This window comes from Enterobacter sp. MGH 4 (assembly GCF_000534735.1).
Lineage (GTDB): Bacteria > Pseudomonadota > Gammaproteobacteria > Enterobacterales > Enterobacteriaceae > Enterobacter > Enterobacter intestinihominis.
The window spans coordinates 1,774,063-1,792,175 of record NZ_KI973289.1; the positions used below are offsets into that span (position 1 = coordinate 1,774,063).

At 55.2% G+C, this 18,113-nt stretch carries 13 protein-coding genes and 1 pseudogene; 4 read left to right on the forward strand and 10 right to left on the reverse strand.

The annotated features are described in order from the left end of the window. Positions 1-133 precede the first annotated feature (133 nt). The 3 genes and pseudogenes from asnS (at position 134) to L350_RS13935 (ending at position 4,579) form a co-directional block, all read left to right on the forward strand. Entirely contained in the window at positions 134-1,534 is a 1,401-nt protein-coding gene (asnS, locus tag L350_RS13940) for an asparagine--tRNA ligase (RefSeq protein WP_003858191.1), read from the forward strand. Positions 1,535-2,140: 606 nt separating this feature from the next. After that, positions 2,141-3,204, forward strand: a pseudogene (gene ompF / locus L350_RS0122340) (porin OmpF). A gap of 184 nt (positions 3,205-3,388) precedes the next feature. Next, entirely contained in the window at positions 3,389-4,579 is a 1,191-nt protein-coding gene (locus L350_RS13935) for an amino acid aminotransferase (protein ID WP_023299734.1), read from the forward strand. A 52-nt stretch (positions 4,580-4,631) separates the two neighbouring features. Here L350_RS13935 and L350_RS13930 read toward each other — a convergent pair whose 3' ends face one another. The 7 genes from L350_RS13930 to cmoM all read right to left on the reverse strand — a co-directional run bounded on the left by L350_RS13930 (position 4,632) and on the right by cmoM (position 15,268). Continuing rightward, the gene (locus L350_RS13930; protein WP_032624527.1) at positions 4,632-5,279 is read right to left on the reverse strand and encodes an MBL fold metallo-hydrolase; all 648 of its coding nucleotides are present in this window, start codon (positions 5,277-5,279) and stop codon (positions 4,632-4,634) included. A gap of 20 nt (positions 5,280-5,299) precedes the next feature. After that, positions 5,300-5,851 carry a peptidoglycan L,D-endopeptidase MepK gene (locus L350_RS13925; RefSeq protein WP_003858202.1) on the reverse strand — a complete coding sequence of 184 codons (552 nt, stop codon included), beginning with the start codon at positions 5,849-5,851 and terminating at the stop codon, positions 5,300-5,302. Positions 5,852-6,026: 175 nt separating this feature from the next. Beyond that, a complete protein-coding gene (gene ldtD / locus L350_RS13920; protein ID WP_032624528.1) occupies positions 6,027-7,850 on the reverse strand; it encodes a L,D-transpeptidase in 1,824 nt (607 codons plus the stop codon). 179 nt (positions 7,851-8,029) lie between these two features. Next, positions 8,030-12,478: a chromosome partition protein MukB gene (mukB, locus tag L350_RS13915; RefSeq protein WP_032624529.1), complete on the reverse strand. Its 4,449-nt coding sequence runs from the start codon at positions 12,476-12,478 to the stop codon at positions 8,030-8,032. Further along, complete coding sequence (mukE, locus tag L350_RS13910; protein WP_003858208.1) at positions 12,478-13,182, reverse strand: chromosome partition protein MukE; 705 nt, start codon at positions 13,180-13,182, stop codon at positions 12,478-12,480. The genes mukB and mukE overlap by 1 nt, the downstream gene beginning before the upstream one ends. After that, positions 13,163-14,485 carry a chromosome partition protein MukF gene (mukF, locus tag L350_RS13905; protein ID WP_022647635.1) on the reverse strand — a complete coding sequence of 441 codons (1,323 nt, stop codon included), beginning with the start codon at positions 14,483-14,485 and terminating at the stop codon, positions 13,163-13,165. Before mukF ends, mukE begins: the two co-directional genes overlap by 20 nt. A gap of 3 nt (positions 14,486-14,488) precedes the next feature. Next, a complete protein-coding gene (cmoM, locus tag L350_RS13900; RefSeq protein ID WP_006809373.1) occupies positions 14,489-15,268 on the reverse strand; it encodes a tRNA uridine 5-oxyacetic acid(34) methyltransferase CmoM in 780 nt (259 codons plus the stop codon). Between the two features lie 120 nt (positions 15,269-15,388). Here cmoM and elyC point away from each other — a divergent pair, with 120 nt between their 5' ends. Further along, complete coding sequence (elyC, locus tag L350_RS13895) at positions 15,389-16,168, forward strand: envelope biogenesis factor ElyC (RefSeq protein WP_022647634.1); 780 nt, start codon at positions 15,389-15,391, stop codon at positions 16,166-16,168. Here elyC and L350_RS13890 read toward each other — a convergent pair. The 3 genes from L350_RS13890 to ycaR form a co-directional block, all read right to left on the reverse strand. After that, entirely contained in the window at positions 16,145-17,038 is an 894-nt protein-coding gene (locus L350_RS13890) for a YcbJ family phosphotransferase (RefSeq protein WP_003858216.1), read from the reverse strand. The two genes, elyC and L350_RS13890, sit on opposite strands and share 24 nt — an antisense overlap. 130 nt (positions 17,039-17,168) lie before the next feature. Next, positions 17,169-17,915, reverse strand: coding sequence for a 3-deoxy-manno-octulosonate cytidylyltransferase (kdsB, locus tag L350_RS13885; protein WP_023299728.1), 747 nt, complete (start codon positions 17,913-17,915; stop codon positions 17,169-17,171). Further along, positions 17,912-18,094, reverse strand: a complete 183-nt coding sequence (gene ycaR / locus L350_RS13880; protein ID WP_003858220.1) for a protein YcaR — start codon at positions 18,092-18,094, stop codon at positions 17,912-17,914. The genes kdsB and ycaR overlap by 4 nt, the downstream gene beginning before the upstream one ends. Positions 18,095-18,113: the final 19 nt, after the last annotated feature.

Sequence of the window (18,113 nt, forward strand, 5' to 3'; positions counted from 1 at the left end):
TATTAATTTCTTATTTCTTCTCTTAAGACGGTGAAATTTACTTGTCTGATAGCGGATGGCAGGTAACATAGATATCCCCCCTATAAGGGCGGACAAGTGTTTATTTTTTCCGACTATTAACAGAGAGAATATTATGAGCGTTGTGCCTGTAGCCGACGTACTCCAGGGCCGTGTCGCCGTTGACCAGGAGGTCACCGTGCGCGGATGGGTGCGTACTCGCCGAGATTCTAAAGCTGGCATCTCCTTCCTCGCCGTCTATGACGGTTCCTGCTTTGATCCTGTACAGGCCGTCATTAATAATTCTCTGCCCAATTACAATGATGACGTTCTGCACCTGACAACCGGCTGTTCCGTGATCGTCACCGGTGTTGTGGTGGCCTCTCCGGGCCAGGGTCAGAGCTACGAAATTCAGGCGACCTCGGTGGAAGTGACCGGCTGGGTTGAAGATCCGGACACCTATCCGATGGCTGCAAAGCGTCACAGCATCGAATATCTGCGTGAAGTTGCGCACCTGCGTCCGCGCACCAACCTGATTGGTGCAGTGGCGCGCGTGCGTCATACGCTGGCGCAGGCGCTGCATCGCTTCTTTGACGAGCAGGGTTACTTCTGGGTGTCTACTCCGCTGATCACGGCATCCGATACCGAAGGCGCAGGTGAAATGTTCCGCGTTTCAACGCTGGATATGGAAAACCTGCCGCGTACGCCGGAAGGTAAAGTGGATTACGACAAAGACTTCTTTGGTAAAGAAGCCTTCCTGACGGTTTCCGGCCAGCTCAACGGCGAAACCTACGCCTGTGCGCTGTCTAAGATTTACACCTTCGGCCCAACCTTCCGTGCGGAAAACTCCAACACCAGCCGTCACCTGGCGGAATTCTGGATGCTGGAGCCGGAAGTGGCTTTTGCCGATCTGAATGACGTGGCAGGCCTGGCAGAAGCGATGCTGAAATACGTGTTCAAAGCGGTTCTCGAAGAGCGCGCAGACGACATGAAATTCTTCGCTGAGCGTGTCGATAACGACGCCATCGCCCGTCTTGAACGCTTCGTCTCCGCAGACTTCGCGCAGGTGGATTACACCGACGCGGTCGCTATCCTGGAAAAATGCGGTGAGAAATTCGAAAACCCGGTTTACTGGGGCGTGGATCTCTCCTCCGAGCATGAACGTTATCTGGCAGAGAAGCACTTCAAAGCACCGGTTGTGGTGAAAAACTATCCGAAAGACATTAAGGCGTTCTATATGCGCCTTAACGAAGATGGTAAAACCGTTGCCGCGATGGATGTTCTGGCGCCGGGCATCGGTGAGATCATCGGTGGCTCCCAGCGTGAAGAGCGCCTGGATGTGCTGGACGCGCGTATGCAGGAGATGGGCCTGAACCCGGCGGACTACAGCTGGTATCGCGATCTCCGTCGCTACGGCACCGTTCCGCACTCTGGCTTCGGCCTGGGCTTCGAACGTCTGATTGCTTATGTAACAGGTGTTCAGAACGTACGTGATGTGATTCCGTTCCCACGCACACCGCGTAACGCAAGTTTCTAACCGACCAAATCATTAATGGCCAGCAAATGCTGGCCATTATTTTATCCTGCAATGTCAGTTTTCGTCAGTCAAAAGTAAGCGTCTATAAACCACAACCCCGCAATTCCCTCTACCTGTTACGTTTTGTTTCCACGAAATATCCTTAGACAAAAAAATAACCCTATTCTTATTGCGCTTAATACAATCCTTACGCAATAGCACAAAAAACAACCACTTTCACAGCCATCTGGATGGCTTTTGTCGATTATAAGAAAAAATGAGCCGTTTAACTTCTGTTTATACGAAAGACCTTTAGCTAAATTAAACATAAGGAAATCATATATATAAGAATAAAGCGGAGGTTTAATTCACCAGAACGCGCTGAAATTTGAGGTGCTTCACAAAGTTCCCAAAAATACATATTTAGTTACACATATTTTCTTTTGGTAACTGAATCTTGAAGATTGTAGCACTTTCAGTGTAGCGAAACGGTTCTATGAATGGAAAGATGCCTGTCAGACACATAAAGACACCTAACTCTCATCAATAGTTCCGGAAATATTTATTGACAGAATTTATTGACGGCAGTGGCGAGTGTCATAAAAAAACCAATGAGGGTAATAAATAATGATGAAGCGCAATATCCTGGCAGTGGTAGTCCCTGCCCTGCTGGTAGCCGGTGCAGCAAACGCTGCTGAAATCTATAACAAAGACGGCAACAAATTAGATCTTTACGGGAAAGCAGTTGGCCTGCATTACTTCTCTGATTACGCGGGCAACGATGGCGACAACACTTACGCGCGTCTGGGCTTCAAAGGTGAAACTCAGATCAACGATCAGCTGACTGGCTACGGTCAGTGGGAATACAACTTCCAGGGTAACAACTCTGAAGGCGGCGATGCGCAGAACGGCAACAAAACCCGTCTGGCATTCGCAGGTCTGAAATTTGGTGACGCAGGCTCCTTCGACTACGGTCGTAACTACGGTCTGGTCTATGACGCAATCGGCATCACCGATATGCTGCCTGAGTTCGGCGGCGACACCGGCGCGAGCGATAACTTCTTCGCAGGCCGTACGGGTGGTCTGGCGACTTACCGTAACAGCAACTTCTTCGGCCTGGTTGACGGTCTGAACTTTGGTGTTCAGTACCTGGGCAAAAATGAACGTGATGACGCAGTACGTTCCAACGGCGACGGCTGGGCGACCTCTCTGAGCTATGACTACGAAGGCTTCGGCATTGTTGGTGCTTATGGCGCCGCTGACCGTACCATACCAACAACCAGCAGACGCTGGAATGGGGTAAAGGCGACAAAGCTGAACAGTGGGCAACCGGCCTGAAATACGACGCGAACAACATCTACCTGGCAGCCATTTATGGCGAAATGCGTAACGCAGCGCGCCTGGGCAGCCGTGGTTTCGCTAACAAGTCTCAGGACTTCTCTGTTGTCGCTCAGTACCAGTTCGATTTCGGCCTGCGTCCATCCATCGCTTACTACAAATCTAAAGCGAAAGACGTAGAAGGTATCGGTGACGAAGACTACATCAACTACGTTGATATCGGTGCGACCTACTACTTCAACAAAAACATGTCTACCTATGTTGACTATCAGATCAACCAGCTGAAAGACGACAACAAGCTGGGCATCAACAACGACGACATCGTGGCTCTGGGTCTGGTTTACCAGTTCTAATCAGCACACCTCGTTGCTATATGCTTAATGAACAGGGCTTCGGCCCTGTTTTTTTATTCCCGAGAGAAAATAATAGCGACTTTTGAAAAGCCGCACGCTTTTCGTCGCAAACGGTTGGCATTTTGTAAATCTACCGTTAACCTGATAGCGGATTTCACTTCTGTAATCACAATGGAACTTCGTCATGTTTGAGAACATTACTGCCGCTCCTGCCGACCCAATTCTGGGCCTGGCCGATCTGTTTCGTGCCGACGACCGCCCTGGCAAAATCAACCTGGGTATTGGTGTATATAAAGATGAAACCGGCAAAACTCCGGTACTGACCAGCGTCAAAAAAGCTGAGCAGTATCTGCTGGAAAACGAAACCACCAAAAACTACCTCGGTATTGATGGTATCCCTGAATTTGGACGCTGCACCCAGGAGCTGCTGTTCGGCAAAGGCAGCACCATTGTGAGCGAAAAACGAGCCCGCACGGCGCAGACCCCAGGCGGTACCGGCGCACTGCGCGTGGCGGCAGATTTCCTGGCGAAAAACACCTCTGTGAAGCGTGTCTGGGTAAGCAATCCAAGCTGGCCGAACCACAAGAGCGTGTTTAATTCTGCGGGTCTGGAAGTCCGTGAATACGCCTACTATGACGCGGCAAACCACGCGCTGGACTTCGATGGTTTGCTGGCCAGCCTGAGCGAAGCCCAGGCGGGCGATGTGGTGCTGTTCCATGGCTGCTGCCATAACCCAACTGGTATCGATCCTACGCTTGAACAGTGGGAACAGCTGGCTAAGCTGTCCGTTGAAAAAGGCTGGCTGCCGCTGTTCGACTTCGCTTACCAGGGCTTTGCCCGTGGTCTGGAAGAAGATGCTGAAGGTCTGCGCGCATTCGCCGCCGTCCATCAGGAGCTGATTGTCGCAAGCTCCTATTCCAAGAACTTTGGTCTGTATAACGAGCGTGTCGGCGCCTGTACGCTGGTGGCCGCTGACGATCAAACTGTCGATCGCGCATTCAGCCAGATGAAGTCCGTGATCCGCGCTAACTACTCCAACCCACCGGCACACGGTGCGTCTGTAGTTGCGACGATCCTGAGCAACGATGCGCTGCGCGCAATCTGGGAACAAGAGCTGAACGATATGCGTCAGCGCATTCAACGCATGCGTCTGCTGTTTGTGAACACGCTGGCTGAGAAAGGCGCCGACCGTGACTTCAGCTTCATCATCAAGCAGAACGGCATGTTCTCCTTCAGCGGCCTGACCAAAGAGCAGGTGCTGCGCCTGCGTGAAGAGTTTGGCGTCTATGCCGTTGCCTCTGGCCGCGTGAACGTTGCAGGTATGACGCCTGACAACATGGCGCCACTGTGCGAAGCCATTGTCGCGGTGCTGTAACCTGCACCCATAAAAAAAGCCTGCATCGCGCAGGCTTTTTTATTGAAAGGGTTTACCAGACAGGCATTTCATCCTGAAGGAACGGGTTATGCAACCGCTCATCGCCCAGCGTTGACATTGGTCCGTGTCCAGGGATAAACGTCACATCATCACCTAACGGTAATAACTTCTGCTTAATCGACTGAATCAGCTGACCGTGATCGCCGCGTGGGAAATCGCTGCGTCCTACGCCCCCTTTGAAAATCACGTCACCGGAAATCAGCAGGCGTGACACGTCATCAAAGAAGACAATATGGCCGGGCGTATGCCCGGGGCAATGCAACACCTGTAAAGTTACATTCCCTACGTTAACGCGATCGCCTTCGTTCAGCCAGCGGTCCGGTGTCAGTGGCTGACAGTCATCCAGACCAAACATGCGGCTTTGGGCAGGCAGCCCCTGAAGCCAGAACTCATCTTCTTTTTCCGGGCCGATAATCGGCACACCGTAGTGTTCAGCCAGTTCAGCCGCTGCACCCACATGGTCAAGATGGCCATGGGTCAGTAAAATCTGCATCAGCGTTATACCGCTGGCAGCGACCTCCTGCTTGATTGTCTCAGCGTCGCCACCGGGATCAACAAGCGCGGCCAGTTTAGTTTGTTCACACCAGATCAATGAACAGTTCTGTGAGAACGCGGTAACCGGAATAATACGATAGTTCATACTGCTCCTGTGTTTCGTTATTACCAGTGCCGAACCGGCCCGGTATCAATATGCACAAAGTTGCTACGTGGGTAGTATCCTACACCACCTGCGCGCATAGATAACGCCGCTTTGCGAATATTGGCTAACGAAACGCCTTCAATATGGAAATCCATCGCCTGCCCTTTGGTGTGATAGCTTTTTTTCGCTACCCCACGGCTGTGGGCGCGCAGTTCATTGTTGGTATCCAGAGAGCGATAGCCAGAAATGAGTTGCACCGGCCTTTTGGTCCCCAGCAGTCCCTGCAAGCGGTAAAGCTGATCGAATAATCCAGGGTCGATGGCTTTGATTTTGTTCGCGCGGAAATCACGGAAAAAATGGTTGAGTCGTGCTAATTCATCCTGAATATAGCCTCTGCCATCGAAAAATTCCGCTTTAAGCGTCTCACCAGTATGCAGATTGTTGAGCGTTAAAATACGCGGACGAGGTGTCGAGAGGGTGGCAAATGCTGGCGTCGGAAGGATGGCTGCTGCGCCCAGCGCAACGCCACCTAACGCCAGCAATTTGCGGCGATTAGCGTCAAATTTGTCCATGATAATCAGGTCTACAGGTAAAAGAAATTGTCAATATGCTTAGCGCACGAAGGGCACCATAACTGGCAAAGCCTGCTACGTCAAGGCGCCCAATCCCAGTGAATATGCGGCTTTCAGCCAGATCGCCTCATATTCACCATAACTTACGACAATCATTTTTACCGAACTACTTCATTTACCTGATTAATTGTTCCGCTTTTGGCAAGATTTGTGCGCCGGATCGCGCTGTCAGATCATAATTGTAAATATCTGTACGATACTGGGTACGTCCGTCCGCGCCCACAAACGCCGTCAGATAGTAAAGATTGACCGGAATATTGTGGCGGATATTGACGTAACGCGTATCCCCCTGCTTCAGGGCATCTGATATCCGCGTATCGTTCCAGCCTGCATCCTGCAACAGCATATTCGCCAGCTCCGAGGCCTTATTCACGCGAACGCAGCCAGAACTGAGCGCGCGTGCGTCTTTCTGGAACAGATTATGGTTCGGGGTATCATGCAGATAGATTGCGTCCGAACTTGGCATATTGAATTTGTAACGTCCGAGCGAGTTATGCGCACCCGGTGCCTGCTGGAAACGGAACGGCAGGTTCGAAGGCGTAATCGTTGACCAGTCGACCATCCAGGGGTCAATCGCTTCTTTGCTGTTCCAGCCACGCATCACCGTATAGTTATGTCGCTCCAGATATCCCGGGTCATTCCAGACCTTAGGCAGGATATCTTTGCGCGCCAGCGTCGGCGGCACGTTCCACGGCGGGTTAACCACCACGTTATTCAGCGCGCTGCTCATCATCGGCGTTTTGCGGTCAGGTCGACCCACAATCACGCGGGACGCCAGCACTTCGCTACCGTCCTGATAGTAGACCAGAGAGTACGCCGGAATGTTGACCATAATGCCGGTGGATAACGTGCCCGGCAGCAAGCGCAAGCGCTGGATATTCAACGCCAGCACCCCTGCCCGCTGGGCCGGAGAGACGTTCAGCCAGTCGCGAGTCGATGGACCAATCACGCCGTCGGCGCCCAGCCCCTGCGCGGCCTGGAACTGCTTCACTGCCGCGACCAGCTCGCGATCGTAAGCGGCGGGCTTATTGCTCAGCGCAACGGCGGTTTTCTCTTTTACCGGCGCCGACGGGCTGACGACTGCGTTTTGCGTATCGTCGCCGGGCAGCGCAATTTTAGGGCCGCTGTCAAGCATGCCAGACCGTTTCATAATTTCGCGAATCGCAGGCACATCGCTGCTCCATTGTCCCGGACGCAGCGTTGCTGTTCCACGCAATTGAGGCCACGGGCGGGAATCCGCGACCAGCTCAAGAAGCGACTGATGCATCGTGGCATACTGCGGGTGGGCGGGCGCAAGGCTTGCGATAAAGCGCGGCAGTTCACCGTTGTCCAGCGACAGCTGCCACTGATTAATGACGGACAGCGCGGGCGTCGCCAGCTTGTACGGTTTACTGCTGTATAACCAGCGGTTGCCGTTCACCGAAATCCCCGCCACAAACTGCAAGTAGCCCATCATGGCATCAGACAGCACCACGTCACGCGCCTGTCCGGTAACGGCAGGGTCGGTCAGGAGTTCAACCCAGGTCGTGAACTGTGGCTGAAAACCTGCAATCGCCACTTCAGCCAGTTGCTGCTGGAAGGCACGTACCGCCTCGCGATTTTCCCACATCGGTTTCATATCGCGCGCAGCGTAAAGCAGCGTGAGCTGGTTAATATAAGCGGGGGTATAGCCCGAGGGCAGCCCGGTCATAAGCTGCTGGCGTAATGATTCAGTATCGATGCCTTCCGGCAGCGGTTTAATGCCGGCCATGATGGCCGTCGCCGGAGACTGATCCAGCGGTTGTGACAGCGACGTCGGCTGCGCGCCCATCGTCGCGGAGCTGTCAGTCGGTACAATTTCAGGCTCATCGGCCTGAGCGGTAAACAGTGGAGCAAACATCACTGTCAGGCACAAACTCAGCGCAGACAGCTGACGACCACGATCTTTCTTAAGCAACATCCCTTGCCCCCTGTTTTTCACGACATGCCCAGTATTCTGGAGCTTTCCTTCAGTATAGAAAGGCATACACGCTGCTGCCTTACCTTATGTAAAGAAGTTTAAAGATAACGCAGCCCTGAACACAAGTTAAGTGAATAAAAAAAGCGACGCCTGAGCGCCGCCTTTTATCATACCCGGGGTTAAGAGGCGTCAGCCGTGCCCGGTAAAGACTCCGGAGGCTGCGGCGCAAAGCCACGCAGACCTACGACGTGTACATGTTCACTGTTCTGGAACACTTTACGCACCAGCTTATAGGTTGTCCCTTTTTCCGGACTGATGTTTTCCGGCGCCGCGATGATGAGCTGCATATCGAGTCGCTCGCAAAGCTCAAACAGCGTGGCGATGGAGCGGGCGTCGAGACGCGCGGCTTCATCGAGGAACAGCAGACGGCATGGAGAGATGTCCTTGCCGCGCAGACGACGCGCTTCATCTTCCCAGCTCTGCACCACCATCACCAGAATCGACATACCGGTACCGATGGCTTCACCGGTAGAGAGCGCACCGGATTCCGCGCGCAGCCAGCCGTCTGAGCCACGGTTAACCTCAACTTCCATTTCCAGATAGTTGCGGTAGTCCAGCAACTCCTCGCCGATGGTTTGCGGCGTACGCTGGCCCATGTCAATCTGCGGATTCAGACGCTGATACAGCTTCGCCAGCGCTTCGGAGAAGGTCAGGCGGTTACTGTTGAACAGATCCTGATGCTGCTCATGCTGTTCAGACAACACGTCAAGCAGCGTGGAGTGCGCCTCACGCACGTTCACGTTCAGCCGCACGCTGTTGACCTGGCCAAACGACACGCTTTGCAGGCCCTGGTTCAGCTGACGGATACGGTTCTGCTCGCGCTGAATGGTTTTACGAATAATATTCGCCACGCTGCGGGAGCTGATTGCCAGCTTCTGCTCGCGGGAGGTCAGCTCCTCCGTCAGACGGCCCAGCTCGATCTCCATCTGTTCGATCGCTTCAACCGGATCGTCGGTACGGATGATGTCCTGACGAATACGCTCGCGTAAGTGCTGATAAACCGCCACGAAGAACTGAATTTTGCGCTCAGGACGCTTCGGATCTTCGGACATGCGCAGCACGTCGCGCAGGTGTTCATTGTCCGCCACGGCCAGACGCAGCGCACCCAGCGCCTTATCCGACATAGAGCGCAGTTCATCGGCTGACAGGTACGCCAGCTCGCGACGGTGCAGACGACGCTCCACGTTGTTGTCCTTCACCATGCGCATCACCGCGCACCAGCCCGCCTTCGCAGTTACAACCTGTTCACGCATCTCAAAATAGTCGCGCTCCAGCTTGCGCAGACGACGCGTCAGGTTGTCCATCTCCGCTTCACAGAAGGTCAGCGCTTTTTCGAGCTGATTACGACGCGCACGGTTGTTGCTGAGCTGAGCATGCAGCTCATCGCGGCGAATACGCGCCCGCTCTTCTGCGCCGCTGTCGGCGCGCACGCCAATGTCCTGCAACTCTTTATGCAGGTCATTTAACAGCTCTTTCTTGGTGTCGAAGGAGCTTTTCAGCGACGCCATGACCTGGCTGTACTGGCTCAGCTGTGCAGCGTGAGTACGCATCGCTTCACGGGCGCGCGTTCGTTCCGCTTCGGCCTGTTCAAGACGCTGGCGCAGCTTTTCATTCAGATCGCTGTTCCCGCTCAGCATTTCTGCTGAATCGGAGTAGCCGAAGTGTGCGCGACGTTGCACCACTTCCGTGAGGGCAAACGCCTGCTGACGCGCTTCACGCTGCACCTGCTGTGACCAGGCGTAATCTTCTTTTAACTGCTCAAACTGTTCCGGGTCGCTCTGGAGAACGGAAACCATCGGCTCCAGTTTTGCCAGCTGATTGCCGTGTTGCTGCACAAAGCGCGCCGCTTCCTGCGCTTCATCCAGACGTTCCTGAATCTCATCCACGCGGTCGGCGAGCGTATCGTCCGCCAGCAGGTTCAGGCGCGGCAGGATGCGGTTAAGGGCCGCAACGCCCTCTTTTGCCTGCTCAAACTGCACGCGGCTTTGCTGGTTGTCATTTTCATGGCTGGCAAGCGCACGCTCCAGCTCACCGCGGCGGGTGTTGAGCTTACGAATTTCGGCTTCCGGATCGGGCTGAAAGGCAACGCCCAGATGGCTGCCGATAAAGCGGCTGAACGCCTGATGCAGACGCTGGGTTTTCTGCACGTCAAACGACAGGGTCGCAAAACGCTCTGAAAGCGTTTCACGCTCGGCGTGCAGGCTTTCAATACGGTTTTCACGCGCGGCGCGGCCAAACAGCGGCAGTTCCGGGAAGCGCGAATAGCGCCACTGGCGATCGGCGATTTTCACCACCACCGCTTTTTCCAGCTCGTCGACGCTGAATACGCTGTCATCAAACGACTGCGGATCCCCTTCGATGAGGTAGAGATCTTCCGGGCAGTCTTCCAGCCCTGCAAGCTGGTCAGAAATCAGCGACAGATCCGGCACTACAATCGCGTTACGGGACGGACCGTACAGCGCGGAGAAGTACGGCGCATCGTCCAGGCCGACGTCGTCGTAAATTTCAGACAGCAGCACGCCGCCGAAACGCTCGGCTAACGCATTCAGGCGCGGATCTTCTGAGCCGCCAGGCTGGCTTAAACGCTCGATTTCTTCATCGACGTCACGCTTGCGCGCGCCCACTTCGTCACGCTCAACAATCGCTTCGCGTTCGCGCTCCAGCAGCTGTTGCATGTATTCGGTGACGTCCTGGCTGGAGGCAAACTCCTGACCACACTGCTCGCTGAGCTGGTTCAGGCTGCTTTGTGCGGCCAGCCAGATCGGCGCACGCTGTAAGAGCGTCTTCGAACGGGACTGAAGCTGTTCCAACTCCTGACGCAGCGTCATGCGCTGTTCGCTGGCGTTCGATACGGTATCGGACAGGGCCGCAATACGCGCTTCCAGCTCCTGATGCAGAGCCTCAAGCTCGTCGAAATCGTAATTTTTACCCTGACGTTTGCAGAATTCCGCCAGCAGACGCTCAGCTTCCTGCTGTTCACGCAGACGCTGTTCCAGCTCGTTCAGGCGCATGCGCAGCGGCTGCACCTGCTCGGCCAGATGGCGCTGATTGACGCCGTCGCGCAGCAACTCACGGGCAACGTCCCATGCTTCGTTACGCGCCAGCGGACCGTTGATCGCCACCACCAGCTGGTACGCCTGCTCAAACTGGCTGTGTGCCGTTTGCGCCACGCTCATTTTCTGATCGAGAGAAAGCAGTTTCTCAGTGGCTTCCTGCTCTTTGGCATGGAAGGTATCCAGCCATTCGTCAGCGCTTTCAGGGGTCAGGTCCGGCAGGTGGCACAGCTCTTTGGCACGCTGCAACGCCTGCAGCGCCTGGTTGTATTGGATCGCGCGGGTCTGCTGCACGTCCAGCGCCTGCTGGTAGTCTGCGAGCTGGCTTTTCAGCTCATCCACTTCCAGCTCGGCGGCTTCCGCGCGGGCTTCGTTCTCTTCCTGCAAATCGGCGGCTTCTGCCACCACTTCATTTTGCTCTTCAAGACGAATTTGCAGCTCATCGAGATCGGCTTCATAGCGCTCGATTTTTTCCTGCTGACGCAGCGCGGTTTGCACCAGGTTCAGATGATCGCTGGCCGCCTGGTAATCGGCTTCCAGATCCCCTTCGGCACCGTTGTGCTCGCCCAGTTCGCGCGCCATTTCGACATGCTTATACTGCTCGGCGACCAGCTGTTTGCGGGAGGTAAACAGCTCGCGGCGGTATTCCAGCGCCTGATCGAGATGAATACGGCGCTCATTGGCGTGACGCATATAGTCTGCCGCCACGTAGTTGGTGGCTTCGCTGATCAGGTGCTTAAACAGATCGCGGTCAGATTGCGTAACGCGAATCGCTTCCAGCGTCATGCGGTTTTCACGCAGCGCGGCTTCCATATCCTGGAAGGCCTTACGCACGCCGCTGTTTTCCGGCAGCAGGTAGTCGCGCAGGGAGCGGGTAATGGCGCTTGAGATACCGCCGTACAGGGAGGCTTCAATCAGACGGTAGTATTTACTACGATCTGACGCGCTGCGCAGACGACGGGCCACCACGCCGAGATCGAACATCAGAGAGTGGTAGTCGGTAATGGAGTTAAACTGCTTAAACTGCACGCCTTCTATGGCTTCCAGCTTGTCTTTCAGCTCCTGGAGCGTCAGAACGCGCGCCTGACGTTCATTCAGGGTTTCCGTCAGCAGCGCGGTCGGCTGCACGGAGGTTGGCAGCCCCTGGATCGCAAACGGTTTGATATCTACTTTACGGTCGCGGCCGGCAACCTGCTGCAGGCGCACGCCTACAACCACGCGCTGATGACGGGAGTTGATCACGTCCAGCACCGAATAACAGACGCCCGCTTTCAGCTTACCGTGCAGCCCTTTATCTCGGGAGCCGCTCGTTGCACCCGCTTCAGTGGTGTTACGGAAGTGCAGCAGGGTCAGGTCAGGGATCAGCGCCGTCACGAAGGCCGCCATGGTGGTGGATTTACCTGCCCCGTTACCGCCGGAGAGCGTTGTCACCAGCTCATCCAGATCGAAGGTTCGGGCAAAGAAGCCGTTCCAGTTAATCAGCGTTAGTGAGCGAAATTTACCGCGTTCAATCATTACTCTTCCTCCCCGCTATCCGGCTGATTCTCTTCGTGCTCGTCATTGAGCTGCAAATGGTTTTCCACCGGCATCGCTTCACCGTCACGGATCATGCGCAGCTGTGCTTCACGCGCATCGTCACCCGCACGCACGTCGGCACCAAAGCGGAAGACCGATTCGGTAATGCGGAACTTGCTGCTGTCGTGACCCATGAACCAGACCATTCCCAGACGGCGCAGACGGTTCAGGGAAGAGCGAACTTTTTCCTGTAATTTCTGACGGTCCAGATCGGACCCCGTCGAGCGGTTATTTACCAGCTTGAGCAGCTTGCTTTCATCCGCCAGCGACAGCAGCTCATCGTAAAGCTCCTGCTGGGTGAAGATCCCTTCATTCGCCAGACGTTCCGGGCTGAGGTAGAGGTAGCAGAGAATTTTGCCGACCATCATATCCAGTTCGGAAAGCACCGAGCGCGGAATAAGCGTAGTAGAGCGCGGACGCAGGTAGAAAAACCCTTCCGGCGCGCGGATCAGCTCAACGTTATAGCGAGCGTAAAACTCTTCCAGATACTCCTGAAAGTCCATCAAAAAGGCGTGATTATCCAGCTCGTCAAGGCCAATGTGACGACCGGCACGCAGCTGGCTGTCCAGCGCCGGAAACAACGGATTCGCCAGCGCCTGTGCCAGCTTAACTGGCATCACTTGTTCAATATTTGTCAATGACATGCGCCTGTACCTTGGCTCCGTAATCGTTAATCGGCTGCCACTTCGGCGGCAGTCCGGTGAAATCGGCTTGTGCGATGCCCAGGCGCACCGCCTGGTCTACAACAATGCGGGCTACATCGAAGTGGCGCGCTCGCGGATACTGCGCCAGATAGTCGCGTACCACGAGGCCAAGATCCAGCGGTGCTTGTCTGGCTTTATAGACAGCGAGCTGTTCTTCGATCATCGCCGCAAGCTGCTCGCGAATTTCGTTAAATTCTTCGTATTCCAGATCCGGCGGCAGTTCACCGGTGACCTCTTCATCACGCAGCGCCATCTCTTCGTCGCGCATATCCAGAAGACGATCGGCGTTGGCGTAGGTCAGCGCCCACGGCGCATCAAAGTAGGTCTGTACCGACTGGCGCAGACGCTGAGCAAAGACGCGGTTCTTATCCATATCGATGGCGGTACGGATAAATTTATGCACGTGGCGGTCGTAACCGATCCACAGGTCGATCGACTGCTGGCCCCAGCTGATAATGCGGTCAAGCTTACTCTGCAAATCAAACACCAGACGGTCGATAAAATGCAGATCGTCGTGCGCCATCGTCGCGTCCTGGATGCGCAGCAGGTTGGCCTGTAGCTTATCCCCGGCCGCCTCCAGCGTATCCTGCAACTCACGTAGCGTACCGGACGTTTCTGACAGCAAAAGTTCACAGCTGGAGATGGCCGCACGCCAGTCTTTATTCAGCAATTGAGCGATATCGTCTTTGACCTGCTGCTGCTGTTCGTCCATCAGACGTTGAGTCAGATCGATACTGTCGAAAATCTCGGCGACCGAGTATTTTAGCGGCGCGTAAACGTTGCGATGCCAGTGGAATTCGTCACCGTTTTCATCAGCCGCGTCGGCGGCACGCTTCAGCTCGCCTGCAACAATGGAGAGCTGCATGGAGAGACGCAGCGTGGAAAATTCGCGCTGGCGGATGTAATAGTCGGTAATGCCAATGCCCAGTGGCGTAAGACGATAGATGGCGTTTCCTTCCGCCTGCTCGCTGGTAAAGCGGTTCAGCAGACGTTGACGCACCATATCATTGATTGCGTTGTTGGCACGCACGCTAATGGTTTCGCTGGTTTGCTCAAACGCATCACTGACGTGGCGGAACGCATCCACCAGTTCGCCTTCACTCATTTCGCCATCCAGGCGTTCGCCGTTTAGCGTCGCAACCGCCAGCAGGAATGAGAGTCTGTCTACCGGCAGCGAGATGGAGAAATCGTTTTTCCTGGCCCAGGCAACCAGTTCGGGGACTGTCTGGGAAAATTCACTCATAGATTATCCTTGCATCTGCGGCTTGCGCGCGGTGACGTGGATATACCGGCCAAGGCTCAGATAAGGCTCCTGGCGGCAGTACCGCGTCTCTATTTCTGTTAAGGCGTCTAAACAGTCATCCTGTTTTTGTTTATCACGCAGATAATCATGAAACACCCTCACGCCGGTTTTGCCGGTAATTTCCCAACCGATCTCCTCCAGCCAGCCATAGACCTGCTGCGGTTCACGGGGGAAATCCGGTGAAAGCGTGCGTCGTTTCTTTTTATACATGCCCTGCTGTACATAGCCAAAATTGCCGACCAGCACGTTTCGCATTAGCAGGCCGTTGGCATTGTAAAACATCAGCGATAACGCACCGCCCGGGCGCAACATCGACCACAGCGTTTTTAACATCGCTTGTGGTTCGGCGACCCATTCGAGCACAGCATGAAACAATATCAGATCAACCTGCGTTTCCAAATGTTGCGGAATGTCCTGAGCGGCGCAATGTATAAAATGCATGTTGTCGCTCACACCTTTCTCTTCTGCCGCTCGCCCGGCGCGCGCAACCATCTCGGCAGAAAGATCGCAAAGCGTGACGTGATGTCCCCGCTGCGCCATCAGAATTGCAGTCTGCCCTTCCCCACCTCCGGCATCCAGTACGCGCAACGGTCGGTCACCAAATTCAGCCAGCAGCTTATCCAGATCCTGCCAGAGGATCGTCTGACGAAGCTGACCTTTGGTGGTGCCATAAATGTTGCGCGAAAACTTTTCCGCGATGTCATCAAAATTGCGATCCCGCATTGGGAGGGTTCCACTCACTGCAAAACCGCTATTTTGTCACACCCGCGCGGAGAATGAACCACTCTGGTGTAATATCACGGGCAATCGCCTGCTGTATGGTTAAAAAAGGAACCAAAAAGGATGCTTTTTACCCTAAAAAAATATATCGGAGGCATGATGCTTCCCCTTCCCCTGCTGTTGCTTCTCATCGCGCTGGGGCTGGCATTGATATGGTTTAGCCGCTTTCAGAAAAGCGGTAAATCCCTCGTCACCGTGGGCTGGCTGGCGCTGCTGTTACTCAGCCTGCAACCGGTCGCTGACGGTTTGTTACGCCCGATTGAAAACACCTACCCTACATGGCAGGGAAAACAGAAGGTGGGCTATATCGTGGTGCTGGGCGGCGGGTATACCTGGGATCCGAACTGGGCGCCCAGCTCGAACCTGATCAACAACAGTCTGCCGCGTCTGAACGAGGGGATCCGCCTGTGGCTGGCCAATCCGGGATCGAAGATGATCTTCACGGGCGCTGCGGCAAAAACCAACCCGGTAAGTACCGCTGAAGCAGGGGCAAGAGTGGCTGAATCGCTTGGCGTACCACGTTCCGCCATCATCACACTGGATAGCCCAAAAGATACCGAAGAAGAAGCTGCTGCGGTGAAACAAGCCATCGGTGATGTGCCGTTCCTGCTGGTGACCTCTGCTTCACACCTGCCGCGCGCAATGATTTTCTTTGAGAATCAGGGCCTGCATCCGCTTCCTGCTCCGGCAAACCAGCTGGCCATTGACGCCCCGCTCAACCCGTGGGAACGGATAATCCCGTCCCCGGTATGGCTGATGCACAGCGACCGCGTCGGTTACGAGACGCTTGGCCGCCTGTGGCAGTGGCTTAAGGGTTCGTCAGGCAAGCCAGGGCAGGAGTGATTTTGCGGCCAGATCGAAACTGGCCCGATTAAAGCGCCCAGTGTTGACCAGTTGCGCCACCTCATCCCAGAGAAGATAGAGCCAGCGTCGCCAGAGAAAGGCCTCCGCAACGGGGGCGCGCTGAAGATAGTGCCAGAGCAAATCTTCCGCCGCCCCGCCCTCGCTCAGCCTGAACAGTTCGTACTCGCGCGGCGCCCAGAGCATGATCCCCGGCCCGACCATTGCCAGAAGCTGATCGCTGCGCGAGTCTTTAAGCATACTGCGCAGCGTGAAGTTGCCGTGAACCAGCACGCAGTTGTCGTTAAAACCCTCAAACAGCGTCGGAAGACATTCCCGGGTGCGGAACAGAATACGTTTGTCCTGCATCGTTAAACCGGTGTTGTTGAACTGGTTCAGCGTGCCCCAGAGCACTTCGACACGCTGGCGATACCATAGCGGCCACAGGTTTTCCTGGGTGCTGTCTACCGCGCCAACAAGACCCCGGCTGTCCTGCCGATGCCAGGCAAGCAGAGCCTCGACAATTTGATCTTTCAGCTGTTCCCAGCGCTCCGGTGTACGCGTCGGAGCTTCAACAGAAACCCCGCGTAAACGTTCAATAAGCAGAACATCCGGGCCGGGATGCTCCTCATGGGTCATCACGCCGTAGACCGTCGGCATACGGACAGTCCCTTCCCGCGCCAGCATCGACATTTTCCAGGCCAGCTGTCTGGCGACGCCCGGCGAGGTAAAACTTCTGGCCATCAGCGGCATGGGGTTTCCCTGACTGTCGTACAACGACCAGAGTGCGGTATCGGCCTTTTCATTCACGCATTCCACCCGGCTTAGCTTTTCGCCAAGGAGATGGCTGAGTTCAGCACGCAGCTGTTCCATATGAGATTACCCCCATTAAGACTACTGCTTTTATAATGAGCGCGCGAACCCCGGATGTCACCCGGTCGAGATCAATAATGAAAAAGAAAAGGAAGAGAACATCCCCCCAGAACGAGGGGATGGCAGCGAATTAACGCAATTCGACGCGTACGCGATCGAGATCTTCAGGCGTATCCACGCCGGTGCCAGGGACTTCCTGGGCAACCGCAACGTGAATTTTCTCGCCGTACCACAGCACGCGAAGCTGTTCGAGCATTTCGATATGCTCAAGCGGGCTTGGTGCCCAGGCGACATAGCGACGAATAAAGCCGGCGCGGTAGCCGTAAATACCGATGTGGCGCAGGAAGGTTTCGCCGATCGTCTCTTTCGATTGCGCGAAACGATCGCGATCCCACGGAATGGTGGCGCGGGAGAAATAGAGCGCGTAGCCCTCTGCGTCCATGACCACTTTCACCGCATTCGGATTGAACGCCTCTTCAGCGTGGTGAATCGGCACCGCGAGGGTCGCCATGCCAACCTTACGCTGGGCCAGGTTGTCGGCCACCTGACGGATAATAGCCGCCGGGATCATCGGCTCATCGCCCTGCACGTTCACAATCACCGTCTCGTCACTGAAACCGCATTTTTCGACGACTTCCGCCAGGCGCTCGGTGCCTGACTGGTGGTCGGCACGGGTCATGCACACTTCCCCACCCGCGGCCTCAACCGCTCGCGCGACATCCGGGTGATCGGTGGCGACGATGACGCGTCCGGCGCCCGATTCGCGTGCCCGTTCAAGGACATGCACAATCATCGGTTTACCGTTGATATCCACCAGCGGTTTACCTGGCAGGCGCGTTGAAGCATAACGCGCAGGGATAATGACAACAAAACTCATGGTTTGATCTCTTCTGCCACCAGAGAACGGGCTTCATTTTCCAGCAGGACCGGAATACCGTCACGCAGCGGGAACGCCAGGCTGTCCAGTTTGCAAATCAGCTCTTGTTTATCCTGGCTGTAATACAGTTTGCCGTTGCACACCGGGCAGGCAATAATTTCAAGTAAACGGTGATCCATAGTTCCTCCGTATGGGTAA

Bases quoted from the DNA above. Each gene is read 5' to 3' on its own strand.
- mukF (WP_022647635.1), bottom strand. From the start codon at position 14,485: ATGAGTGAATTTTCCCAGACAGTCCCCGAACTGGTTGCCTGGGCCAGG.
- cmoM (WP_006809373.1), bottom strand. From the start codon at position 15,268: ATGCGGGATCGCAATTTTGATGACATCGCGGAAAAGTTTTCGCGCAAC.
- ycaR (WP_003858220.1), bottom strand. From the start codon at position 18,094: ATGGATCACCGTTTACTTGAAATTATTGCCTGCCCGGTGTGCAACGGC.
- ldtD (WP_032624528.1), bottom strand. From the start codon at position 7,850: ATGTTGCTTAAGAAAGATCGTGGTCGTCAGCTGTCTGCGCTGAGTTTG.
- kdsB (WP_023299728.1), bottom strand. From the start codon at position 17,915: ATGAGTTTTGTTGTCATTATCCCTGCGCGTTATGCTTCAACGCGCCTG.
- L350_RS13930 (WP_032624527.1), bottom strand. From the start codon at position 5,279: ATGAACTATCGTATTATTCCGGTTACCGCGTTCTCACAGAACTGTTCA.
- elyC (WP_022647634.1), top strand. From the start codon at position 15,389: ATGCTTTTTACCCTAAAAAAATATATCGGAGGCATGATGCTTCCCCTT.
- L350_RS13925 (WP_003858202.1), bottom strand. From the start codon at position 5,851: ATGGACAAATTTGACGCTAATCGCCGCAAATTGCTGGCGTTAGGTGGC.
- L350_RS13890 (WP_003858216.1), bottom strand. From the start codon at position 17,038: ATGGAACAGCTGCGTGCTGAACTCAGCCATCTCCTTGGCGAAAAGCTA.
- mukB (WP_032624529.1), bottom strand. From the start codon at position 12,478: ATGATTGAACGCGGTAAATTTCGCTCACTAACGCTGATTAACTGGAAC.
- L350_RS13935 (WP_023299734.1), top strand. From the start codon at position 3,389: ATGTTTGAGAACATTACTGCCGCTCCTGCCGACCCAATTCTGGGCCTG.
- mukE (WP_003858208.1), bottom strand. From the start codon at position 13,182: ATGTCATTGACAAATATTGAACAAGTGATGCCAGTTAAGCTGGCACAG.
- asnS (WP_003858191.1), top strand. From the start codon at position 134: ATGAGCGTTGTGCCTGTAGCCGACGTACTCCAGGGCCGTGTCGCCGTT.